The 18,469-nt window shown below is 65.4% G+C and carries 19 protein-coding genes; 16 read left to right on the top strand and 3 right to left on the bottom strand.

Annotated features, from left to right (window positions below; all coding sequences use genetic code 11):
- The first annotated feature begins 2 nt into the window (after positions 1-2).
- From EAE28_RS04715 to EAE28_RS04695, 5 genes are read left to right on the top strand one after another with little or no spacing between them, the layout of a single operon-like run.
- Entirely contained in the window at positions 3-1,277 is a 1,275-nt protein-coding gene (locus EAE28_RS04715) for an aromatic ring-hydroxylating dioxygenase subunit alpha (protein ID WP_127104688.1), read from the top strand.
- Complete coding sequence (locus tag EAE28_RS04710) at positions 1,274-1,771, top strand: aromatic-ring-hydroxylating dioxygenase subunit beta (protein WP_127104687.1); 498 nt, start codon at positions 1,274-1,276, stop codon at positions 1,769-1,771. The genes EAE28_RS04715 and EAE28_RS04710 overlap by 4 nt, the downstream gene beginning before the upstream one ends.
- A gap of 11 nt (positions 1,772-1,782) precedes the next feature.
- Positions 1,783-2,529 carry an SDR family NAD(P)-dependent oxidoreductase gene (locus EAE28_RS04705; RefSeq protein ID WP_246022275.1) on the top strand — a complete coding sequence of 249 codons (747 nt, stop codon included), beginning with the start codon at positions 1,783-1,785 and terminating at the stop codon, positions 2,527-2,529.
- The gene (locus EAE28_RS04700) at positions 2,526-3,494 is read left to right on the top strand and encodes a PDR/VanB family oxidoreductase (protein WP_127104685.1); all 969 of its coding nucleotides are present in this window, start codon (positions 2,526-2,528) and stop codon (positions 3,492-3,494) included. Before EAE28_RS04705 ends, EAE28_RS04700 begins: the two co-directional genes overlap by 4 nt.
- Positions 3,495-3,508: 14 nt before the next feature.
- Entirely contained in the window at positions 3,509-4,006 is a 498-nt protein-coding gene (locus EAE28_RS04695; protein ID WP_127104684.1) for a flavin reductase, read from the top strand.
- A 16-nt stretch (positions 4,007-4,022) separates the two neighbouring features.
- Here EAE28_RS04695 and EAE28_RS04690 read toward each other — a convergent pair whose 3' ends face one another.
- A complete protein-coding gene (locus EAE28_RS04690; RefSeq protein WP_127104683.1) occupies positions 4,023-4,484 on the bottom strand; it encodes a MarR family winged helix-turn-helix transcriptional regulator in 462 nt (153 codons plus the stop codon).
- A 123-nt stretch (positions 4,485-4,607) separates the two neighbouring features.
- On the opposite strand from EAE28_RS04690, the gene EAE28_RS04685 reads away from it, so the two are divergent.
- Genes EAE28_RS04685 through EAE28_RS04675 form a run of 3 tightly spaced genes read left to right on the top strand, consistent with a single transcriptional unit; the run spans position 4,608 to position 7,430 of the window.
- Positions 4,608-5,630, top strand: coding sequence for a TRAP transporter substrate-binding protein (locus EAE28_RS04685; protein WP_127105307.1), 1,023 nt, complete (start codon positions 4,608-4,610; stop codon positions 5,628-5,630).
- A complete protein-coding gene (locus tag EAE28_RS04680; protein ID WP_127104682.1) occupies positions 5,630-6,151 on the top strand; it encodes a TRAP transporter small permease in 522 nt (173 codons plus the stop codon). The genes EAE28_RS04685 and EAE28_RS04680 overlap by 1 nt, the downstream gene beginning before the upstream one ends.
- On the top strand, positions 6,144-7,430 hold the full coding sequence (locus EAE28_RS04675) for a TRAP transporter large permease (protein WP_127104681.1): 1,287 nt from the start codon (positions 6,144-6,146) through the stop codon (positions 7,428-7,430). The genes EAE28_RS04680 and EAE28_RS04675 overlap by 8 nt, the downstream gene beginning before the upstream one ends.
- A gap of 2 nt (positions 7,431-7,432) precedes the next feature.
- Here EAE28_RS04675 and EAE28_RS04670 read toward each other — a convergent pair whose 3' ends face one another.
- Positions 7,433-8,461, bottom strand: coding sequence for an AraC family transcriptional regulator (locus EAE28_RS04670; RefSeq protein ID WP_127104680.1), 1,029 nt, complete (start codon positions 8,459-8,461; stop codon positions 7,433-7,435).
- 147 nt (positions 8,462-8,608) lie between these two features.
- Between EAE28_RS04670 and EAE28_RS04665 the strand changes: the two genes are divergently transcribed.
- The 8 genes from EAE28_RS04665 (at position 8,609) to msrQ (ending at position 17,662) form a co-directional block, all read left to right on the top strand.
- Positions 8,609-9,982 (top strand): aminotransferase class III-fold pyridoxal phosphate-dependent enzyme, encoded by a 1,374-nt coding sequence (locus EAE28_RS04665; protein WP_127104679.1) that lies wholly within the window; start codon positions 8,609-8,611, stop codon positions 9,980-9,982.
- Between the two features lie 150 nt (positions 9,983-10,132).
- Positions 10,133-11,071, top strand: a complete 939-nt coding sequence (locus EAE28_RS04660; RefSeq protein ID WP_127104678.1) for a tripartite tricarboxylate transporter substrate binding protein — start codon at positions 10,133-10,135, stop codon at positions 11,069-11,071.
- 69 nt (positions 11,072-11,140) lie between these two features.
- Positions 11,141-11,680 (top strand): tripartite tricarboxylate transporter TctB family protein, encoded by a 540-nt coding sequence (locus EAE28_RS04655; RefSeq protein WP_127104677.1) that lies wholly within the window; start codon positions 11,141-11,143, stop codon positions 11,678-11,680.
- Positions 11,681-11,690: 10 nt separating this feature from the next.
- A complete protein-coding gene (locus EAE28_RS04650) occupies positions 11,691-13,184 on the top strand; it encodes a tripartite tricarboxylate transporter permease (protein ID WP_127104676.1) in 1,494 nt (497 codons plus the stop codon).
- A gap of 75 nt (positions 13,185-13,259) precedes the next feature.
- Positions 13,260-14,609, top strand: coding sequence for an FAD-binding oxidoreductase (locus tag EAE28_RS04645; RefSeq protein ID WP_127104675.1), 1,350 nt, complete (start codon positions 13,260-13,262; stop codon positions 14,607-14,609).
- A complete protein-coding gene (locus EAE28_RS04640; RefSeq protein ID WP_127104674.1) occupies positions 14,610-16,013 on the top strand; it encodes a pyridoxal phosphate-dependent decarboxylase family protein in 1,404 nt (467 codons plus the stop codon).
- A gap of 106 nt (positions 16,014-16,119) precedes the next feature.
- Positions 16,120-17,022: a protein-methionine-sulfoxide reductase catalytic subunit MsrP gene (gene msrP, locus EAE28_RS04635; protein ID WP_127104673.1), complete on the top strand. Its 903-nt coding sequence runs from the start codon at positions 16,120-16,122 to the stop codon at positions 17,020-17,022.
- Between the two features lies 1 nt (position 17,023).
- Positions 17,024-17,662, top strand: coding sequence for a protein-methionine-sulfoxide reductase heme-binding subunit MsrQ (gene msrQ / locus EAE28_RS04630; RefSeq protein WP_127104672.1), 639 nt, complete (start codon positions 17,024-17,026; stop codon positions 17,660-17,662).
- A gap of 20 nt (positions 17,663-17,682) precedes the next feature.
- On the opposite strand, the gene EAE28_RS23970 is transcribed toward msrQ, so the two are convergent.
- On the bottom strand, positions 17,683-18,129 hold the full coding sequence (locus EAE28_RS23970) for a DUF302 domain-containing protein (protein WP_181954477.1): 447 nt from the start codon (positions 18,127-18,129) through the stop codon (positions 17,683-17,685).
- Between the last annotated feature and the right edge of the window lie 340 nt (positions 18,130-18,469).

Raw genomic sequence — 18,469 nt, 5'->3', positions numbered from 1 at the left:
CCATGTCCCTGGACACGCCAAAATTCAGCGATCTCGACGCGCTTTACAGTGCCGACTCCAAAATCGCGACCGCGATGTACGAAGACCCTGAGCTGTTCGCCGAAGAGATGGAGCGCGTCTTCAAGCGGACCTGGGTCTGGGTCGCGCATGAAAGCGAATTCCCCGACAAGGGCTCGTTCAAGCTGTCCACCGTCGGGCTTGAGCCGGTGATCGTGGTGCGCGACCGCAAGGACAAGATCCACGTCATGGTCAACCGCTGCCGCCACCGGGCGGCGACGGTCTGTGAGGTCAAGAAGGGCAAGACCAGCTCGTTCCAGTGCCCGTATCACGGCTGGGGCTATGGTCTGGACGGCAGCCTGCGCGCCGTGCCGTACCCTGAGCAATACGGCGATGATTTCGACAAGGCGCAGCACGGTCTGCTCAAGCTGCGGGCCGAAAGCTACAACGGCATGGTGTTCGCGACCTTCAACGAGGACGCCGAGCCGCTGGTCGATTTCCTTGGCCCGCAGGTGTGCCGCTACATCGACCTGTTCATGAAGCAGGGCGGCGGGTTCCCGATCAAGGTGCTGGGCGAGCATCAGTTCACTGTGCCGATGAACTGGAAGGTTCAGCTGGAGAACACCACCGACGGCTACCACTTCCCGGTCGTGCACAAGAGCTTCATGCAGACGCTCGACGGCGAGACGAACGACATGTTCGACTTTCTCGAAAAGGGCAAAGGCTGGATCGAGGATCTGGGCAACGGCCATTCGGTGATGGTGATGATCCCCGAGCTGGTCGATCTGGATGACAATCTCGACGCGCCGATCCCCGACCGCTTTGCCGAGCTGGCGCAGGAGCTGCGTGACGACGGGTATCCCGAGGCTCAGGTCAAGAAGATCGTGCGCGCCGTTGGCGGGGCCGGGTTCAACCTGAACCTGTTCCCCAACGTGTCCTTCAGTCTGGCCTTCTTCCGCGTGCTGACCCCGGTCACCGTCGAGCGCACCGATATCCGCCACCTGGCGCTGGGCATGGACGGCGGTCCTGCCGCCGCCAACCGGATGCGTTTGCGGCTGCATGAGCATTTTCAGGGCCCGATGGGCTTTGGCTCGCCCGATGACGCCGAGGTCTGGGAGCGCGTGCAGCGCGGGACCAAGGGCGGCGAGGCGCTGCCGATTCTGGTGAACCGCGGGCTGATCGACGAGGTGCCCGGCGAAGTGGGGCCGAAGGGGCATATCAGCGCCGAAACCGGCATGCGCGCGGCCTACGCGATGTGGAAAAGGATGATGGCGCAATGAAGGACGTGACCAACACTCAGGATCTTGCGCTGCTGTCGCAGGTCGCCGCCTTCATCTGGGCCGAGGCCGATATGCTCGACGCCAAGGCCTATGAGGACTGGCTGGAGCTGTGGACCAAGGATGGGCTCTACATCATGCCGATGGGCGAGGGCGAGGATTACGCCAACAGCCTGAACCTGTGCTACGACAACGACAAGATGCGGCGGGACCGCATCGGGCGCTTCCGGCAAGGGTTCTCTATCTCGTCCGCGCCTGCGGCGCAGACGGTGCGGGCGATGTCGCGCTTCGTGATCGAGAAAGTCGAGGGCGATGCCGTCACCGTCCGCTGCGCCGAGCAGCTGGTCGAAGACAAGTTCGGCCGCCAGCGCCTGTTCGCCGCCAACACCACCTACACGCTGATCCGCCAGCCCGACGGCGGGTTCAAGATCGCGCAGAAGGTGGCGCGGTTGCTCAATTCTGACGGGATGCTGACCTCGCTCAGCTATCTGTTCTGATGGGGGCCCCATTGCCAGAGCAAATCCAGACCGCCGTGATCACCGGCGCGGCGAACGGCTTTGGTGCCGTTGCCGCCCGCGCGCTGCACCGCGCGGGCTACCGCGTCATCATCACCGACATCGTGCACGAACCGGCGCTGGCACTGGCCAACGCGCTGGATCTGGCGGGCGACACGGCGGTTGCCGCGACGCTGGACGTCACAAAGCCTGAGGATTTTCAGGCGGTGCTGGACAAGGTGGTGGATCGCTGGGGCTCGGTCGAGGTGCTGGTCAACAACGCCGCGCGCACGGCGGTCAAGCCGGTGCTCGACATCGACCCGGCCGATTTCAACGCCATCCTGACCACCAACGCGGGCGGCACCTTTGCCGGCAGCCAGATCTTTGGCCGCTATTTCAAGACGCGCGGCTATGGGCGGATCGTCAACATGGCCTCGCTGGCCGGGCAGAACGGCGGCACGGCGACGGGTGCGCATTATGCGGCCTCGAAAGGCGCGATCCTGACACTGACCAAGGTATTCGCGCGCGATCTGGCGGCGTTCGGGGTGACCTGCAACGCCATCGCGCCGGGGCCGATGGACACGCCGCTGGTGCGTGAGGTGCTGGGTGACGGCATCGACAAGGCCATGGCGGCCATTCCGGTGGGCCGGTTGGGCGATCCTGACTTCGTGGCCGAGATGGTGGTGATGCTGGCCAGCCCCAAGGCGGCGTTCGTCAATGGCGCGTGCTGGGACGTGAACGGCGGGATCTATCCGCGATGAGCACTGGCACCCCCCTGACCCTGCGCGTCACCGAGCGGCTGGATGACCGCGGCGCAATCGCCCGCATCCGGTTGGAGCCGGTGCAGGGCACCTTGGTGCCGTTCACCGCGGGCGCGCATCTGGACCTGCATCTGGTCGAGCACACGCTTGACCTGTGGCGGCAATATTCGCTGTGCTCGGATCCGGCGGAAACCGGGTTTTACGAGATCGGTGTGCTCAAAGACCCGGCCAGCCGGGGCGGCTCGGAGGCTGTGCACAGGCTTGCGGTCGTCGGGGCCGAGCTGAGCGTCGAGGGTCCGCGCAATCATTTCCCGCTGGCCGAGGACGCCGCGCAATCGGTGCTGATCGGCGGCGGGATCGGCATCACGCCGATGATCGCCATGGCCCAGCGGCTGCACGCGCTGGGCCGGGATTTCGTGCTGCATTACTGCACGCGCTCTGAGGGCGTCACTGCGTTTCTGGATACGCTGCGCGACGCGCCTTTTGCCGACAGGGTTGTGTTCCACTTCGACGATGGCGCGGCAGAGCAGAAGCTGGATCTGGCCCGCGATCTGCCCGCCCCGGCGGCGGACACGCATCTTTATGTCTGCGGGCCGCAGGGTTTCATGGACTGGGTTCTGGGCGCGGCCGAGACGGCTGGGCACGCCAGCGGGCAGGTGCACCGCGAGTATTTCTCGGCGGATGTGGATCTGACCGGCGCGGGGTTCGAGGTCGAGGCGCGCGCTTCGGGGATCACGGTCACGGTCGGTCCCAAGGACACCATCGCCAAGGCGCTGATGGCGGCGGGTGTGAAGCTTGAGGTCAAATGCGAAGAGGGCGTCTGCGGCACCTGTGTCACCGACGTGCTTGAGGGCGAGATCGACCACCGCGACCAGTTTCTGACCGACGACGAACGCGAAGACGGCGATCTGATCTGCGCCTGCTGCTCGCGCGCCAAGGGTGCGCGGCTGGTGCTGGACATCTGAAAGGGGACAGCGCGATGGAACTGACCGAGACACAACAGGCGTTCCGCGAGGGCATGAGCCGTCTGGGCGCTGCGGTGAACCTGATCACCACCGATGGGCCGGGCGGGCGGCATGGCATCACCGCCTCGGCAGTGTGCTCGGTCACCGACAACCCGCCGACGCTGCTGGTCTGCATCAACCGCAACGCCTTTGCGCATGACCGGTTCGTGCAGAACGCGGTGCTCTGCGTCAACGTGCTGGCCGCCGACCATCAGGCGCTGTCGGGTCTGTTCGCGCGCTATGTCGAAGGCGTGGACCGCTTTTCCCATGGCGACTGGACGCTGGCCGAGACCGGCTCGCCGGTGCTGGCCGATGCCAATGTCGCCTTCGATTGCAAGGTGACAGCGAGCCACGCGCAGGGCACCCACACGGTGTTTTTCTGCGAGGTCGTCGCGGTGCGGATGCGCGAGACCGCGCGGCAGGGGCTGGTGTGGTTCAGCCGGGACTATCACCATCTGGCGACAGAACGCTGAGATGGGCGCGCAGGGATCAGAGCTTTTGCAACTGGATCTGCGCCTTTTCCAGCAAGGTGTTCAACTGCGCGACCTCGTCGTCGGTAAAAGCCTCGAAGGTCGCCTCGAAGATCCGCTTTGCCTCTTCCATCGCAGCTTTGCGCAGACGGTCGCCGTCGGGCGTCAGGCACACCTCGGTCACGCGCCCGTCGCTGGGGCGCACGCGGGTGGTGACCAGCTTCTCGCCGATCATCCGCTGCACGATCTTGGTCGTGGTGTTCAGCTTGAGCGCCGAGAAATCCGCGATTTCCGAGATCGACAGGTATTCGTCTTCAAACAGGCACATCAGCGCGCGCCAGCGGGCGATGTCCAGCCCCAGCGGTTTGATCCGCCGTTCCAGTGCGTTCACGTAGCCCGCGCTGACATGGCTGACCCAGAAGAACGGCCAGTGGCGTTTGAATTGGCTGGGATTTTCATCCAGGCGCGGTTGGTTCGTCATCGCTCGAAGTCCTCAGACAGCCCGCGCCGCGCAGTGCCGCGCTGCTTGCCCGCGACCGGCTAGCGCCAGAGCGGGCCCAGTTTTGCCTAACTATAACACTCAACAACAGGAAGGAACGTGAAAATGAATGCAATCTCGAAATTACTCGGCGTCACCGGGCTGGCATCCGCGCTGGCGTTTGGCGGGGCTGAGGCACAGACGGTTCTGACGCTCAACAGCTGGCTGCCGCCCTCGCATCCGCAGGTCGCGCAGCTGATGGTGCCCTTCGCCGAGGATGTCGCGCGGGTCACCGAGGGCCGCGTGCAGATCCAGATCCTGCCCGCGCCGCTGGGGCCGCCCTCGGCGGCGTTCGATCTGGCGCTGAACGGCGTCGCGGACATCACCTATTCGGTGCAGGGCTATACGCCGGGCCGGTTCCGCACGGCGGCGCTGGCGGAACTGCCGTTCCTGAGCGATGACGCGGTGGTGTCGTCGGTGGCCTATTGGCGCGTGCAGGACGCGATGCTGGCGCAAGCCGGCGAATACGCGGGGGTCAAGGTGCTGTCGGTGTTCACCCATGGACCGGGCGAGATCTTCTCGTCCTCGCCCATCGAAAGCGTCGATGACATCGACGGGCTGAAGATCCGCGTCGGCTCGACCGTGGCGCATGATCTGGCGACGCTGCTGGGGGCGGTGCCGATCGAAGGGCCGTCGTCGCGGGCCTATGAGCTGCTCAGTCAGGGCGTGGCGGACGGGATCTTTTTCCCGTTCGAGACGGTGAATTTCTTCAACCTGCAGGATCTGGTGAGCAGTGCCTTCACCGCGCCGGGCGGCCTCTATAACACCGCGATGTTCATGGTGATGAACCAGGGCGCGTGGGACCGTCTGTCGGCCGAGGATCAGGCCGCGATCGAACCCCTGCTGGGTGAGGCGCTGGCGCGCCGCGCCGGAGAGATGTGGAACGCTGCCGACGCGGCGGGCCGCGCGGCGATGGAGGACAGCGTGACGCTCCATCAGGCGACCGAGGCCGACGTGGCGCAGCTGCGCGCGCGGTTTGCCCCGGTGGTCGCGGCCAATCTGGCGCTGGTCAGCGAGACCGGCGTGGACGGAGCGGCGGCGTATCAGATGCTGCAGGACGAAGTGGCGGCACTTGAGGCCGGACACTGATGCAATCCTGGCTCGACAAGGCCAGCAGCTTTGGCGCGCTCCCCGATCGGGGGGCGCGTCTGCTGAAACTGGCGATCCAGATCGTCTGCAGCGTGCTGCTGATGGTGATGATGGTGCTGACCGTGACCGATGTGCTGGGCCGCTATCTGTTCAGCGCGCCGGTTCGGGGGGCGACGGAAGTGACGGAACTGTTGCTGGCGGCGGTGATTTTTGTCGGGCTGCCCGCAACCACGCTGGACCGCGAGCATGTCACGGTTGACCTGCTGACAGGGCGCATGCCCGGCTGGCTGCGCGCGGTGATCGAGCCTTTGGTGCTGTTGGCCTCGGCCGGGGTGCTGGCAGCGATTGCCTGGCGGCTTTGGGTCGTGGGCGTGCAGATCGGCGGCTACAACGGCACAACCCAGTCGCTGAAAGTCCCGCTGGCCCCGGTGATCGAAGGCATGGCCGTGCTTTGCGGGCTGGCCGTGCTGATCACGCTGGCCCAGCTCTTGCCGCGTCGCAAGGAGCACGCCGATGGCTGAGTGGGAAATCGGAATCGCGGTGCTCTTTGCCTTGCTGTTGCTGGGCGTGCCGATCAGCTTTGCGCTGGCGCTTGTCGGCACCGTCGGCACTGCGTCGATCATCGGCATCAACCCGGCGCTGTCGTTGCTGGGTCAAACCTATGCCGAGAACAGCCGCAGCTACACGCTGTCGATCCTGCCGTTGTTCCTGATGATGGGCAATTTCGTGGTGCAATCGGGCATCGCGCAGGATCTGTACACGGCTGCCTATGCCTGGCTCAGGCACAAGCGCGGCGGGCTGGCGATTGCCACGGTGGTCGCCTGCGGCGGGTTCTCGTCGGTCTGTGGCTCGTCGCTGGCGACGGCCTCGACCATGGCCAAGATCGCCATGCCGTCGATGCGGCGTTTCAGCTATCCCGACCATCTGTCGACCGCGTCCATCGCGGCGGGCGGCACGCTGGGCATTCTGATCCCGCCGTCGGTCATTCTGGTGTTCTACGGGATCATGACGCAGCAGGACATCGGCAAGCTGTTTCTGGCCGGAATCCTGCCGGGCATTCTGGGCGTTCTGCTCTATGCGCTGGCGGTGCGGATTTCGGTGGCACGGCTGCAAACCGATCTGCCGGTCGAGCCTAAACTGCCGCTGATCGAGCGTATCCGGGCGCTCAAGGGCATCACCGGCGCGCTGGGCCTGTTCGTCTTTGTGATGGGCGGGATTTACCTTGGCGTCTTCACCCCGACCGAAAGTGCCGGGATGGGGGCAGGGGGCGCGTTTCTGCTTGCGCTGGTGCAGGGTCGTCTGACCCTGCAAGACACGATGAACACGCTCTATGAAACCGCCAAGACCACGGCGATGATGTTCTTCATCCTGTTCGGCGCGCTGACGTTTGCCAATTACGTCAACCTCTCGGGGATGACGCGCGACGTGCAGTCACTGGTGATGTCGATCAACGATCCGCTGCTGGCGCTGCTGGCGATCACCGCGATCTATCTGCTGCTGGGCTGCGTGCTTGAGGGATTGTCGATGATCACCCTGACGGTGCCGATCTTTTACCCGATCGTGTCGGCCTTGGGCTATGACCTGATCTGGTTCGGCATCTTCGTCGTGATCGTGACCGAGGTCAGCTATATCACCCCGCCGGTCGGGCTGAATGCCTTTGTGCTGCGCGCGGTGGTCAAGGATGTGCCGCTGGGCACGATCTTTCGCGGGCTGACGCCGTTTCTGGCGGTGGATGTACTGCGGGTGGCGCTGATCGTGGCCTTCCCGATCATCGTCCTGCTGATCCCCAACATGATGTGACCCTACGCGTCCGGCTCTTGCGGGCCGGGCGCGTTTTCCTCCCAGCCTTTGCGCGCACGCCAGAAGGCGGTGCCATCGGCGTAGCCCAGCGCCGTGGCGACATCGCCGACGCGGGTTCCCAGCGCCAGAAGCCGGTCGGCGGTGGCGCGGCGGCGGTCGGTGACGATCTGGCGCAGACTGGTCCCTTCCTGCGACAGCTTACGCTGCAACGTGCGCGGCGATTCCCCCATCCGCGCGGCCAGCGCGACCAGCGTGACCGGCGCGCGGCCGAGGGTAGCCGAGACCAGCGCCTCGATCTGCTGGGTCACGGTGTCAGCCTCGGGGATCAGGCCGATCAGTTCCGCGATGTGGCGCTCGAGCGCCGTGATCAGCGGTTCATCCTCGACCCGGACGCCCTGTTTCGAGAATTCTGGGTCAATCAGGATGCGGTTGGCGGCCTGCCCGAACTGCAGCGGACAGCGAAAGCATTTCTCCAGCACGCTGGTATCGGCGGGGGCCGGGTGCTCGAACTGCACGCCCAGCGGCGGTGTGCGGCTGCCGAACCCGCTGCGCAGGATCTGCATCAGCGAGACCATCGAAAACTCGGCATCTTGCTCGCGTGGCCAGGCTTTGTCGGTGGCGATCCGGTACGAGAACACATGCGCATCGGCGGTCTCGACGAACGAGGCTTCGGTCATGTGCTGCAAGGCGCTGGTATAGCGGGCGAAGCGGTGCAACCCGGTGGCAATGCTGCTTGACAGCGACAGCAGGATGCCGACCGGGCCGACATCGCCCGCGCGAATCTCAAGCCCCAGCCGCGCGCCAAGCGCCGGGTCGCGCATTTGCACCGTTGCGTCATCGAAGAACGCAAGATACGCGCCCATCGGCACCGCGCCATACGGATCGTCCAGCAGGCTGCGGCTGATGCCGTGGCGGCGTAGCAGAAGGTCTGTGTTCTGGCGCGAGTCATCAAGCTTGCGCGCAATCGTCGCCAGAACCGAGCTGCGCACGGCGGCAAAGAGCGACGAAGAAGGCAGATTTGCAGGCTGCATGGCGCAAATTATCGGATAATTGGCGCGTGTTCCAATGGTTTTTGGACCGAGTCCTGCGAGACTTTTCGCAGGATTCCGGGCGCGGGATCAGGTCAGACTGGCCCGAGCGCGCTCAGGCCCCCCTTAAACGCAGACAGGACCAGCGCGATGCTTGACCGCAATAACTTTCTGAAGGACCAGAACACCCTTCACCAATTCCACCCGATGACGCACCCGCTGATTTCGCGTGAGCATCGCCCGCAGATCATCGTCGACAGTGATGGCTGTTATGTGACGGATATCGACGGAAACCGCATGGTCGATGGTCTGGGCGGTTTGTGGAACGTCAACGTCGGCCACAACCGGGCCGAGGTGAAAGCCGCGATCGTCACGCAGATGGACCGCATCAGCTATTATTCTTCCTTTGCCGGGACGGCCACCGCGCCGTCAATCGAGCTGTCGGCGCGGGTGTGTCAGATGGGCGCGACCGAGGAGGTCGACAAGGTGATGTTCTCGGCCAATGGCTCGGACGCGGTGGAAACCGCGCTCAAGCTGGCGCGGCAATACTGGAAGCTGGTCGGTGAGCCGATGCGCACCAAGTTCATCTCGCTCAAACAGGGCTATCACGGCGTGCATTTCGGCGGGCTTTCGGTGAACGGCACGCCCTATTACCGCACCGTGTACGAGCCGCTGCTGCCCGGCTGTTTTCAGATCGACTCGCCCTGGACCTATCGCAACCCCTATTCCGAAGACCCGGCCGAGCTGACCAACGCGGTGATCACCCAGTTGGAGCGCACGATCTATCACGAGGGTGCAGGCACCATCGCCGCCTTCATCGCCGAGCCCATTCAGGGCGCGGGCGGGGTCATCGTGCCGCCGGCGGATTTCTGGCCGCGGCTGCGGGCGGTCTGTGACCAGCACGGCATCCTGTTGATCGCGGATGAAGTGGTCACCGGTTTTGGCCGCAGCGGGTCGATGTTCGGCGCGCGCGGTTGGGGGGTGAAGCCCGACATCATGTGTCTGGCCAAGGGGATTACCTCGGGCTACGTGCCCTTGGGCGCGACCACGCTGAACAAGCGTGTAGCCTCGGCCTGGTACGACGGGTTCACGCCCGAGGGCGTGATCATGCATGGCTATACCTCGACCGGGCATCCGCTGGCCTGCGCCGCGGCGCTGGCGGTTCTGGATATCGTCGAAGGCGAGGATCTGCCGGGAAATGCCGCCCGCATGGGCGAACGGCTGATGGCCGGGCTGAAACCGCTGGCCGATACGTGCTCGGTGGTCGGCGAGGTGCGTGGCAAGGGGCTGATGATCGGGCTGGATTTCGTGTCCGACAAGAAGACCCGCACGCCGATTGATCCCGGCACCGGCATTGTCGAGCGCATCGCCGGCTATGCCCGCGAAAAGGGCGCGATTGTGCGTCCTGCGGGCTCGGTCATCATCCTGTCGCCGCCGCTGGTGATTGGCGAGGCCGAGATCGACGTGATCATCGAAGCGCTGACCTATGGCTGTGCGCGCTACGATGCCGAAACCCGGGCGTAAGGTCCGGGCTCAGCCTGACCCGGATGCCAGCAAGACGCGTTCTGGATGTCCAAAGGATATGCACACCGCGAATTCGGGTCAGGTTGCAATAAAAAGAACGTGAAATACGATATAAAAACCACCACTATGGACCCCAACAGGAGCCAAACCATGACAAAAACGCTGCTAACCGTCTCAACCGCGCTGCTCGCCCTGATGCCGCTGGCCGCTGCCGCCGAATACCCCGAGCGCCCGGTCGAATTCATCGTGCCCTGGCCGCCGGGCGATCTTGAGGACGTGCTGACCCGCATGATCGCCGACCGCTTCCAGGAGACCTATGGCGTCCCGGCTGCCGTGGTGAACAAGCCCGGCGGCGGCGGCGGTCCGTTCCCCGGCGCGGTCGATGTGGCGCTGGCCCCGGCGGATGGCTACACGGTCGGCTCGTTCGTGATCGACGTGCCGCTGGTCGGTCCGCATATCGGCATCCCGCCGCTGACGCCCGATCCCTTCGATCCGATCGGTATCTTTGTGACCTATCCCTTTGTCATCGCTACCTCGGGCGATGCGCCCTATCAGACGCTTGAAGAGCTGGCGGCTTATGCGCAGGACCATGCGGTCACCCTGGGCCATTTCGGCGACGAGACGACGCCCGCGCGGCACTCGATGGCTTTGGCGCAGGCTCTGGGCTTTTCCTATGCCAGCACCTCGGCGTTTGATGCGCTCGACTGCAACACGCTGGCTTCGGGCGATGCGGATGTGATCAACACCACGCTGCAACTGATCCGCCCCTGTCTGGACGATCTGACGGTTCTGGCCACCGTGACCAACCAGCGGATCTCGATCCTGCCCGACGTGCCGACAGCCGGCGAAGTGGTGCCCGAGCTGGATCTGTCGACCTGGAACGGCCTGTTCGTGCGCAGCGACACGCCGCAGGACGCCCGCGATCGCATCGCAGCGGTGGCGGCGGAAGTGATGGCCTCGGACGAGGCCGCGCAGCTGGCCGCGGACACGGGTGCGCTGATCTACTGGATGGATGCCGCCGCGTCCGAAGAGCAGATGGCCCGTGACACCGAGACGCTGGGTCGTATCAGCGCCTTCCTGGGCGAGTGATCCGCCGATCCTGAAAACCGCATGACGGGGTCCGGGTTGTCCGGGCCCCGCACCACTTGAGGGATCATCATGCAGCGCGTCCTCAGCTTTCTGGAAATGTTCCGCCGGTCGCGTCGGCCGGGCGATCTGATCTTTGCCTTGGGGTTTGTTGCCCTGTCAGCCGTTCTGGCTGCCCTGCTTCCGTGGCAGGTGCGCTGGCTGCCGCGGCTGCCCGCTCCGGCACAACCGGCGTTCTGGCCGACCATCGGCGTTGCGATGATGCTGGGCTTTGGCCTGCTGCATCTGGCCGCGACATGGGTGTCGCCCCGGCTGGCCGGACGGCGCGAGGAGGTGCTGCTCTGGCTGCGCTCGCTCGAATATGTCGGGTGGTTCGTCGCTTATGTGGTGATCGTACCGCTGCTTGGCTACCTGCCCGCAACGGTGCTGTTTGCCATGACGCTCAGCTGGCGGCTGGGTTATCGCACGGGGCGGACGCTGGGGCTGGCGGCGTTGTTCGGGCTGGGCACGGTGCTGGTGTTCAAGGCCGGGCTGGGCGTGCGCATCCCGGCGGGGGCGTTGTACAGCGGATTGCCCGACAGCATCCGGTCTTTCGCCATGAGCCGGCTGTAAGGGGGCAACCATGTCAGACATCATTTCCGCCGTTCACCTGTTGATGCAGTGGCAGGTCATCGCGGCCTTGCTGGTCGGCTCTGTCGGCGGGGTCATCATTGGCGCCATTCCGGGGATCGGCCCGGCCGTCGCCATCGCGATCCTGCTGCCCGCCACGTTCTCGCTGGACCCGCTGGTCGGGCTGGCGCTGCTGTTGGGTATCTATGGATCCTCCATGTATGGCGGTTCGCTCCCCGCCGTGCTTATCAACACGCCCGGCACCGCTGTCAACGCGCTGACCACCTATGACGGTTACCCGATGACCCAGCAGGGTCAGGCCCTGCGCGCGCTGGGGCTGGCGTATGGCGCGTCGTTCTTCAGTGCGATCGTCTCTATTCTGGCGCTGGTCTTGCTGTCCTCGGTTCTGGCCAAGGTCGCGCCGCTGTTCGGCTCACGCGAGATCTTTCTGGCGGCGCTGCTGGGGGTCGTTCTGGTGATCACTGCACACAAGGGGCAGGTCGCTGCCGCCGGGATGATGGCCGGGCTGGGCATCTTGCTGCAATCGGTCGGCATGGAGCCCGTGCAATACACCATGCGCTTCACCTTCGGGCAGGACTGGCTGATTCAGGGGCTGGATCTGATCGTGGTGGTGCTGGGGCTGTTCGCGTTCTCGCAAGCTTTCGTGCTGATGGTCGAGCCCGAGGATAAACCGACGGCCAAACCCATCGAAGGGTCCATGTTCCGCGCGATTGGCGAGGTGTTTCGCTACTGGCGCACCGCGCTGACCGGCAGCGGCTATGGCGTGCTGATGGGGATCATCCCCGGCGTGGGCGAGTTCACCGCGCAGTTTCTCAGCTACACCACCGCGCGCAAACGCTCAAAAACGCCCGAGATGTTCGGCAAGGGCAGCCCCGAAGGGCTTGTGGCCTCGGAGAGCGCCAACAACGCCGTGCCGGCCGCGGCGATGATCCCGCTTCTGGCGCTGGGCATTCCGGGGGAGGCGCTGACGGCGATGATGCTGTCGGTGTTCTACGTGCACAACGTCATCCCCGGCCCGGCGCTGTTCCGCGATCAGCTGGATTTCGTTTATGCGCTGTATCTGGCGCTGCTGGTGCTGAACGTGATCGTCATCCTGTTCATGCTGGTGTCGTCGAACTTCCTGATCAAGGTGATCCGCATCCCGACGCGCTATCTGGGGATGATGATCCTGCTGCTCAGCTTTGTGGGCGTCTACAGCCTGCGCAATTCGGTGATCGACTGCATGCTGGCTGCCGGGTTCGGGGTGTTCGGGCTGATCCTGAAACGGCTCAACCTGCCGATTGTGCCGCTGATTTTGGGCATGGTTCTGGGCTCGATCATGGAGGTCAAGCTGCGGGCCGCGATGGGCCGGGTCGACGGGCTGGCCGATTTCGTCTCGCGCCCGATCTCGGCGCTGTTGGTGATCGCGATCATCTGGCTGGTGTTCAACGCCATCCGCACCGGTGTGCGGGACATGCGGGTGCGGGCGGCCCTGGCGGCCGAATAGACCGTAACGCATCGGGCTTTTCGCGCCGGGCGGTCCGTGACAGGATCGCCCGGCGTTTTCCGTTCGGGGGCTTGGATGTCGGCTGAAGCTGCGTTTGCCGGGGTGGTCGGGGCCGAGCATGTGCTGGGGCCCGCGCGTCTGGCCCTGCGCGATCCCGGCTGGTGCGCGGGCTCGCAGGGGGCGGGGCTGCTGGTGCGGCCCGCGTCGGTGGGTGAGCTGTCGGGCGTGATGCGTGTGGCCGCTGCCGAGGGCCTGTCGGTGGTGGCGCAGGGCGGGCTGACCGGGTTGGTTGACGGGACATCGAGCGCGCCGGGACAGGTCATCGTCTCGTTCGAGCGCATGGCGCGGATTGTCGATCTGGACGCGGCGCAGGGCGTGGCGGTGGTGGAGCCGGGGGTGACCTTGGCCGGTTTGGATGCCGCGCTGGAACCGTTGGGCCTGATCGCAGGCGTCGATATTGCTTCGCGCGACAGTTGCACGATTGGCGGGATGGTGGCGACGAATGCCGGGGGCACGCGGGTGCTGCGTTACGGGATGACGCGCGCCTCGGTGCTGGGGCTTGAGGTGGTGCTGGCTGATGGGACGGTGCTGGACCTGATGGTGCCGCTTCTCAAGAACAACGCAGGCTATGATCTGAAACAGGTGTTTATCGGGTCCGAGGGGACTCTGGGGCTGGTCAGCAAAGTGGCGCTGCGCGTGTTTCCGCGTCCGGTGGGAAGTGCCTGTGCGCTGATCGGGCTGGAACCGGGCGCTTTGGGCGCGGTGATGGTCGCGCTGCGGGCGGGGCTGGGCGAAGGGCTGGCGGCGATCGAGGCGATGTGGCCGGGCTATTTTGACACCGTTGCCGGGCTGATGGGGCTGACGCGGCTGCCGATGGCGGGGCAGGGGCTGTATGTGATTGTCGAGGCGACGGGGGCGAGTGATCTTGCTGCCCGTTCTGCGTTGGAGACCTGTCTTGAGCCGCTCTTGGAAGCCGGGCTGCTGGCCGACGCTGTGATCGCGCAGTCGCAGGCCGACCGGGCGGTGATCTGGCGCATCCGCGAGGAGAGCGGGGCGATTGATGCGGCCTACGGCGTGGCGCTCAGCTATGACGTGGGGCTACGGCTGGCGGATTTGCAGGGCTATGTCGAGCGGCTGACGGCGCGCTCGCCCACGCTGCCGCTGGTGTTCGGCCATGTCGGTGACGGCAATCTACATGTGATGTTCGCACTGCCCGAAGGGACCGGGCGCGCGCCGTTTGACGCGCTGGTGTATGACACGCTGGCGGAATTTTCCGGCTCGACGGTCTCGGCCGAGCATGGCATCGGGCTGGAAAAACGCGCCGCCCTGCACGCCGCGTTGCCGCCGCCGGTGCTGGCGGCGATGCGGGCGCTCAAGGCGGCATTTGATCCGCAGAACCGGCTGAACCCGGGAAAGGTGCTGTAAATGTCCAACCTCGACCCCGAAAACTGGGATGAGTACCGCCAGCAGGCTCATGCGCTGCTCGATGCCTGCATCGACCGGCTGGCGAGCGCGCGGGAGCATCCATGGCAGCCGCTGCCCGAGGCCGTCCGCGCCAGCTATGCGCTGGACGGTGTGGCGCGCGGTGAGGGGGCTTTGGCGCAGGAACTGGCCGAGAGCGTGCTGCCGCATGGCACCGGCAACACGCATCCGCGCTTCTGGGGCTGGGTGCATGGCACGGGGCTGGCCAGCGGCGTGATGGCCGAGATGGTCGCGGCGACGATGAACGCGAACCTTGGCGGGCGAGCGCATGGCGCGGTCGAGATCGAGCGCGCGGTGATCGACTGGACGCGGCAGGTGATGGGGTTTCCTGAGGGTTCAAGCGGGGTGTTCGTGACCGGCACGTCGCAGGCGACGGTGATCGCGCTGGCTTCGGCCCGCGTGGCGGTGATGCCCGAGGTCCGCGCACGCGGGCAGGGGGCGGTGCCGCTGACCGCCTATGCCGGGGCCGGGGCGCATAACGCGGCGCGCAAGGCGATGGAGCTGCTGGGCATGGGCCACGACGCGCTGCGCCTGATCCCCGAGGGGCCGCAGGGCATGGACCTGCACGCGCTGGCCGAGCGGATCGAGGCGGATCGCGACGCGGGGCGACAACCGTTTGCGGTGGTCGGCACGGCGGGGTCGGTGGATCTGGGGCGCTTCGATGACCTGAACGCGCTGGCCGATCTGGCGCAGGCGCAGGGGCTGTGGCTGCACATCGACGGGGCATTCGGGGCGTGGACCCGGCTGGCGGGCGCGCCATGGCGGGCGCTGAGCGACGGGATCGGACGGGCGGACTCGCTGGCCTGCGATTTCCACAAATGGATGTTCGTGCCCTATGATTGCGGGCTGGTGCTGATCCGCGACGAGGCCACGCACCGCGCCGCCTTTGCCGCGCGCCCGGCTTATCTGGCGGCGCAATCGGCGGGGCTGGGCGGCGGCGAGCCGTGGTTTTGCGATTACGGCGTGGATCTGTCGCGGGGAAACCGCGCGCTCAAGGCGTGGTCAGCGATCCGCGCGCATGGGGCCGACGGGCTGGGGGCGGCGATCACCCGGTGCTGTATGCTGGCAAAGGCGATGGGCGACGGCGTGAGTGCCCGCGCGCCCATGGCGCTGATGGCGCCGGTGGTGTCGAACCTGTGCGTGTTCACGGCGGATGCGGGCTTGTCGGAAGCGGAACAATCCGCGCTCAACACCCGCATCGCGCAGGCGTTGCAGCTGGCGGGGGTGGCGGTGTTCTCGACCACTTCGGTCAACGGAGTCACCTGCCTGCGTGCAGCGATCACCAATCACCGCACGACAGCGGCGGATATTGAGGCCGCGTTACAGGCGGTGGCCGACGAACGCTGATCTCACGAATGTTTTATGCAGTTTTTCGCGCGCGACACGAAACATTCCGGTCTCTAGGCTCGTAAGGTCACTTGAACGCAGATGCGCACCGCAAGGAGATCCGCTTATGGCCTATCGCTGGAAGAACGACCTTTCCCCCACCGACGTCACGCCCAAGGGGCTGTGGCTGAACCGGCGGCAACTGATGGCGGGTGTCGGCGGCACGGCCGCGCTGGCCATGGCCGGCGGCTCGGCCCGGGCGCAGGCGCTTGAGCCGAACACGCTCGAGCAGATCTCGACCTACAATAACTATTACGAATTCGGCACCGGCAAGGATGATCCGGCGGCCTATGCCAGTGCGCTGGTCACCGACCCGTGGGCGATCACGGTTGACGGGATGGTGGACCGCCCCGGTGAATACTCGCTGGCCGATCTGATGAGCGGCCTCACCGTTGAGGAGCGCATCTACCGTTTCCGCTGCGTCGAGGCGTGGTCGATGGTCGTGCCGTGGAACGGTGTCGAGCTGGCCGATGTGCTCGACAAGGTCGGCGTGCAATCAAGCGCGCGCTATGTCGCCTTTGAGACCGTGGTGCAGCCGGAAAACATGCCGGGCGTCGCGCGGCAGGTCATTCCCTTCCCCTATGTCGAGGGGCTGCGTCTGGATGAGGCGCGCCACCCGCTGACCCTGCTGGCGACCGGGATCTATGGCCAACCGATGCCCAAGCAGAACGGCGCACCGATCCGCGTGGTTGTGCCGTGGAAATACGGCTTCAAGTCGATCAAGTCGATCGTCCGCATCACCCTGACCGATACCCAGCCGCCGACCACCTGGAACCGTCTGAACCGTCGCGAGTACGGCTTCTATTCCAACGTGAACCCGGAAGTGGATCACCCCCGCTGGTCGCAGGCCAGCGAGCGGCGCATTGGTGGCGGGATCTTTTCCAGCCGTCAGGACACGCTGATGTTCAACGGCTACGGCGATCAGGTTGCCTCGCTCTATGACGGCATGGACCTGCAGGAGAACTACTGAGATGGACATCGCGCAACGCCTTAACCGGGCCACCCGGCGGGTTCCTGCGTGGCCCGTCTATCTGATCGGTGCCGCATGGGCGGGCTGGCTGTTCTGGCTGGGCGTTTCCGGCCAGCTGGGGCCCGAGCCGATCAACGCGCTGGAACGCCGCTATGGGCTGGTCGCCTTGCAGGTGCTGGTGGCCGTGCTGGCGGTGACACCGCTCAGGGTTTGGACCGGGATCAGCCTGATCAAGTTCCGGCGCGCGCTGGGGGTCACGGCCTTCGGCTTTGTGCTGGCGCATTTTCTGGTCTGGGCGGTGCTCGACCTGCAAAGCCTCGCCCGGATCGGCGGCGAGATCGTCAAGCGGCCCTATATCACCATCGGCTTTGGCGCGTTCCTGATGCTGATCCCGCTGGCGATCACCTCGAACAACGCGTCGATCCGCAAACTCGGCGGCGCTGCATGGCGCAGGCTGCACAAGCTGACCTATCCGGCGGTGCTGCTGGGGGCGATCCACTTTGTCTGGCTGGTGAAGGGCTACCCGATGGAGCCGTTCCTCTATCTGGGCGCGGTGATCTTCCTGCTTGCCCTGCGTCTGGTGCCCAAACGCAAACCCGTAGCGCGCACAGCGCCGCAGGCAACGGCGACCGCCCGGTAAATCCGGGCGGCCAGCCGCTCTTATTCGGTAATCTCGGCGACGATCCCGGCCAGCAACGCGTTGACCGGTGCCATGCTCTCGGCGTCGCGGCGCATATAGCCGATCATCACCTCTTCCCCCGGACGCTCGATCACGTCGATCCCGTAAGGACAGTAGGCGATGTTGCGCCAGTCCGCCTCCATCACTTCGCGCGAGGTGGTGGCCGAGCAGAACATGAAGATCTCGGCATTGGTAAACAGCACCACATCGCTGCCGACATCGGCGCGGGTGCGCTCCAGCATCTCGCCGACATGGCTGGTGTAGTCGATATTCAGGCCCCGGCCGACGATGGCCGATTCCAGCGCGAAGGTGGTGTCCTCATAGGACATGCCGCTGGGGGTCAGCACGAACTCGTCAGCAGATGCGATGCCGGGCAGCGAAGCGGCCAGCAGGGCGGCGTACAGGGGGGTGCGGAACAGATGGGTCATGAGTGTCCTCCTCGATGCAGGGGCAGGGGCTGCCGCCGCGTGATATTCCCAATGATGCATATTGCCGGGCAGATTGCACGGGGGCTGAACGGACAGCCGACAGATTCGGCGGATTTCAGGGGCAGGGGCCTGCATGAGTCGCGAATCCGGCGGGTGATTCTGGTCTGGCAGGGGGACGATTCGAGCCAATCCTGTCCGTATGGTCAGGAAGTTGCGCCCCGAATCCCGCTCGCGCAACATCGTTCACGCCCCTCAATCGCGCAAGATTTGGGCGGCCGGCAGTCTGACCCAGTAAAACAAGGCTCTGTGACGGCTTTGCGAAAAACTTCGCCGAAGGACG

Origin of the sequence: Pararhodobacter zhoushanensis, from assembly GCF_003990445.1 — a bacterium.
GTDB lineage: Bacteria > Pseudomonadota > Alphaproteobacteria > Rhodobacterales > Rhodobacteraceae > Pararhodobacter > Pararhodobacter zhoushanensis.
This window is presented reverse-complemented; position numbering and strand designations above follow the sequence as displayed.

Excerpts from the sequence above, each read along its gene's own strand:
- EAE28_RS04685 (WP_127105307.1), top strand. The coding sequence starts at position 4,608 with ATGAATGCAATCTCGAAATTACTCGGCGTCACCGGGCTGGCATCCGCG.
- EAE28_RS04710 (WP_127104687.1), top strand. The coding sequence starts at position 1,274 with ATGAAGGACGTGACCAACACTCAGGATCTTGCGCTGCTGTCGCAGGTC.
- EAE28_RS04650 (WP_127104676.1), top strand. The coding sequence starts at position 11,691 with ATGTCAGACATCATTTCCGCCGTTCACCTGTTGATGCAGTGGCAGGTC.
- EAE28_RS23970 (WP_181954477.1), bottom strand. The coding sequence starts at position 18,129 with ATGACCCATCTGTTCCGCACCCCCCTGTACGCCGCCCTGCTGGCCGCT.
- msrP (WP_127104673.1), top strand. The coding sequence starts at position 16,120 with ATGGCCTATCGCTGGAAGAACGACCTTTCCCCCACCGACGTCACGCCC.
- EAE28_RS04715 (WP_127104688.1), top strand. The coding sequence starts at position 3 with ATGTCCCTGGACACGCCAAAATTCAGCGATCTCGACGCGCTTTACAGT.
- EAE28_RS04695 (WP_127104684.1), top strand. The coding sequence starts at position 3,509 with ATGGAACTGACCGAGACACAACAGGCGTTCCGCGAGGGCATGAGCCGT.
- EAE28_RS04665 (WP_127104679.1), top strand. The coding sequence starts at position 8,609 with ATGCTTGACCGCAATAACTTTCTGAAGGACCAGAACACCCTTCACCAA.
- EAE28_RS04700 (WP_127104685.1), top strand. The coding sequence starts at position 2,526 with ATGAGCACTGGCACCCCCCTGACCCTGCGCGTCACCGAGCGGCTGGAT.
- EAE28_RS04645 (WP_127104675.1), top strand. The coding sequence starts at position 13,260 with ATGTCGGCTGAAGCTGCGTTTGCCGGGGTGGTCGGGGCCGAGCATGTG.
- EAE28_RS04670 (WP_127104680.1), bottom strand. The coding sequence starts at position 8,461 with ATGCAGCCTGCAAATCTGCCTTCTTCGTCGCTCTTTGCCGCCGTGCGC.
- EAE28_RS04660 (WP_127104678.1), top strand. The coding sequence starts at position 10,133 with ATGACAAAAACGCTGCTAACCGTCTCAACCGCGCTGCTCGCCCTGATG.
- EAE28_RS04680 (WP_127104682.1), top strand. The coding sequence starts at position 5,630 with ATGCAATCCTGGCTCGACAAGGCCAGCAGCTTTGGCGCGCTCCCCGAT.
- EAE28_RS04675 (WP_127104681.1), top strand. The coding sequence starts at position 6,144 with ATGGCTGAGTGGGAAATCGGAATCGCGGTGCTCTTTGCCTTGCTGTTG.
- msrQ (WP_127104672.1), top strand. The coding sequence starts at position 17,024 with ATGGACATCGCGCAACGCCTTAACCGGGCCACCCGGCGGGTTCCTGCG.
- EAE28_RS04640 (WP_127104674.1), top strand. The coding sequence starts at position 14,610 with ATGTCCAACCTCGACCCCGAAAACTGGGATGAGTACCGCCAGCAGGCT.
- EAE28_RS04655 (WP_127104677.1), top strand. The coding sequence starts at position 11,141 with ATGCAGCGCGTCCTCAGCTTTCTGGAAATGTTCCGCCGGTCGCGTCGG.
- EAE28_RS04690 (WP_127104683.1), bottom strand. The coding sequence starts at position 4,484 with ATGACGAACCAACCGCGCCTGGATGAAAATCCCAGCCAATTCAAACGC.